At 67.0% G+C, this 2,099-nt stretch carries 7 protein-coding genes; all 7 read right to left on the minus strand.

The window, feature by feature from the left end; genetic code table 11:
* Positions 1-388: hypothetical protein (locus BMX74_RS42605; RefSeq protein WP_143078990.1), on the minus strand; the 388-nt coding region annotated here is incomplete at its 3' end.
* A gap of 107 nt (positions 389-495) precedes the next feature.
* Positions 496-720, minus strand: coding sequence for a hypothetical protein (locus BMX74_RS42610; RefSeq protein WP_091106180.1), 225 nt, complete (start codon positions 718-720; stop codon positions 496-498).
* Positions 717-941 (minus strand): DUF6011 domain-containing protein, encoded by a 225-nt coding sequence (locus BMX74_RS42615; protein WP_091106181.1) that lies wholly within the window; start codon positions 939-941, stop codon positions 717-719. Before BMX74_RS42615 ends, BMX74_RS42610 begins: the two co-directional genes overlap by 4 nt.
* A complete protein-coding gene (locus BMX74_RS42620) occupies positions 934-1,167 on the minus strand; it encodes a hypothetical protein (protein WP_091106183.1) in 234 nt (77 codons plus the stop codon). Before BMX74_RS42620 ends, BMX74_RS42615 begins: the two co-directional genes overlap by 8 nt.
* Entirely contained in the window at positions 1,164-1,430 is a 267-nt protein-coding gene (locus BMX74_RS42625; protein WP_091106185.1) for a hypothetical protein, read from the minus strand. The genes BMX74_RS42620 and BMX74_RS42625 overlap by 4 nt, the downstream gene beginning before the upstream one ends.
* Positions 1,417-1,758: a hypothetical protein gene (locus BMX74_RS42630; protein WP_091106186.1), complete on the minus strand. Its 342-nt coding sequence runs from the start codon at positions 1,756-1,758 to the stop codon at positions 1,417-1,419. Before BMX74_RS42630 ends, BMX74_RS42625 begins: the two co-directional genes overlap by 14 nt.
* On the minus strand, positions 1,745-2,099 hold a 355-nt coding region (locus BMX74_RS42635; protein WP_218154280.1), incomplete at its 5' end, for a hypothetical protein. The genes BMX74_RS42635 and BMX74_RS42630, both read right to left, overlap by 14 nt.

Consider the following 2,099-nt stretch of genomic DNA (forward strand, 5'->3'; position numbering starts at 1 on the left):
CGAGGGGGCGGAGTTGGGCGACGGTGCGGACTCGTTCCTCCCAGGAGACGAGCGTGGCGAGGATGAGCCGGATCAGCTCATCGGCGGCGAGGCTGATGGGGACGGGTGCCGACTTGGAGACGGATACGACCGGTCCGCCGGCCACCTGAAAGGACTTGTCGAGCCGCTGGTGGACGCGCACGAACAGCTCGGGCAGGTCGTTGAGGGCTTTGCTGATGGCGTTGCGGTCGAGTGGGCAGAACGCCTGGTAGGTGAGGGCTGGGAGGCGGACTGTCCGCTCGCCCTCCTGGGCGATCCGGGGTGCTGAGCAGCGGTCGCCGCGGGCACATGCCCGCTGGCCGTCTTCGGTGTAGTTGTCCGGCGCGGAGTGGATCCAGTACCTGGGCATTGCGGCCTCCCCCGATGAGTACGCTGTTCGGGAGACCTCATGTGGCGTTGGGGTGTGTGGGGTTTGAGGGCGGTCTCCTGCTGGCGGGCGGGAGGCCGCTTCCGCGTTCAGGGTAGTGCCACCTGCGGATTCTCGGCACCTAGCGGGCAGACGCGACAGGACTGGGCGACGAACAAGCCTTGACCCCTCAGGCGGCCAACGGCCTCACCGCAGGAGCAGCGCATGATGTTGCCCACGCACCAGTGCTGCTTGTGGCCGCCATGTTCGGCGATGAGGCGCGCGGTATGCGCCTCGCCGTCTTCGTCGGTCCAGTTGAGCGTCTTCTCGATCACGTCTCCTCCAGTAGGTCTGTTTGCCCCTCCACGTCCCACCCGGTAGGGACACCAGAGATCCGGAGGGGCTTGCGGGGTGCGATGCCGAGCTTGGACGCGCAGTCAGGGCCGATGCCGAGAGCACGAGACTCAGGGGTGCGCAGGGTGTGCTTGCAGGCGGCGCACCGGGTGACGTGCTCTCGGGTGGCAGGCTCGTCGAGGTCGAGCAGCAGTTCACTCATGACGCTGGCCTGCGATCAGCCGCTCCCGGTGCGCAATCCACGCCTTCTGCCTGCGGCTGTGCATGAGGTCCGGCCACCACTCGGTGAAGACGACGTACTCGGTGAACGCCGTCAGGGCGAACAGGACGACCGCCAGGATGATGAAGCTGGGCGCGGTCACGGCTAGCCACACCTCGGCTGCCATGACGATCAGACCGGTAGTCAGCAGCAGGGCTCCGACCTTCACGTCTCCTCCTCTGGTAGGGCTGACACCTCAGGCCAGTCCTCGTCAAGCCTGTAGCGGCAGTGAAAGGCCCGCTGGTGGCCGACCGGGCGGCGACACCAGGCGCTCTCGTCGCGGGGGTCAACCGCACCGCACTCTTCGTCTGGCGCATCTCCGTGCTGTCGATCGCCGATCGCCAGGTAGGAGACGACCTGCTCAGCGCTCATGCCGTACGGGGAGCCGACCTTGCTGGCAAACTCGTCGAGCAGCCTGTCAATGTCCGTCATCGGTCTCCCCTGATGGGGCGGACAGGGCTTCGCGCCTGAGCGTCCACGCCTCATCCCAGTTGCCGGTGTAGACGGCAGTCACGCCCCACTTGGCGGGCTTGCGGCCCTCGCCGAAAGGCTCCCGACCCGAGTCTCGGTCCACGATCAGGATCTCGCCGCGCTCGAACGGCCAGAACGTCTCTTCCGACAGGTTGACGATCTCGCCCGCCATCGGCCCCGACCCGAACCCCTTCGTGTAGCCGCCCGTGATGACGCACAGTTCCAGCGTTGAGAGTTCGAGGGCTTCGCCCCCGTTGATGATCTGTAGGACTTGCTCAGCGGTCAGCATCGGTCGTCTCCTCCTCTGAAGGCAGGCTAGCGGCCTGGTCGGGCTCTTGGGGGCCGTCGAGGGCGACGAGGGTGTCGCAGGGCCACGGTACGAGGACGTAGCGGCGCCACTCTGACCCTGACGAGACGGAGCAGTGGTCGCAGTAGGCGACATCGTCGCGGCGCTGGAATGGCTTGTGCAGCTCGCGTACGCGGGCGATGGCGGCCTCGGCCTGCTCGGCGCGGGCTTCCGCTTCTCGCGCTCGGCGGGCCTGCTCCATGCGGGCTGTGACCTCGTCGGAGTAGAGGATCTGGAAGTTGCGGCTGGTCTGGAGCACTTCCCGAATCCGATTCTCGGAGGTC

Origin of the sequence: Nonomuraea pusilla (assembly GCF_900109355.1) — a bacterium.
Taxonomy (GTDB): domain Bacteria; phylum Actinomycetota; class Actinomycetes; order Streptosporangiales; family Streptosporangiaceae; genus Nonomuraea; species Nonomuraea pusilla.

What these genes read in the sequence shown, in the direction of transcription:
- BMX74_RS42615 (WP_091106181.1), bottom strand. Translation starts at nt 941, where the DNA reads ATGAGTGAACTGCTGCTCGACCTCGACGAGCCTGCCACCCGAGAGCAC.
- BMX74_RS42625 (WP_091106185.1), bottom strand. Translation starts at nt 1,430, where the DNA reads ATGACGGACATTGACAGGCTGCTCGACGAGTTTGCCAGCAAGGTCGGC.
- BMX74_RS42630 (WP_091106186.1), bottom strand. Translation starts at nt 1,758, where the DNA reads ATGCTGACCGCTGAGCAAGTCCTACAGATCATCAACGGGGGCGAAGCC.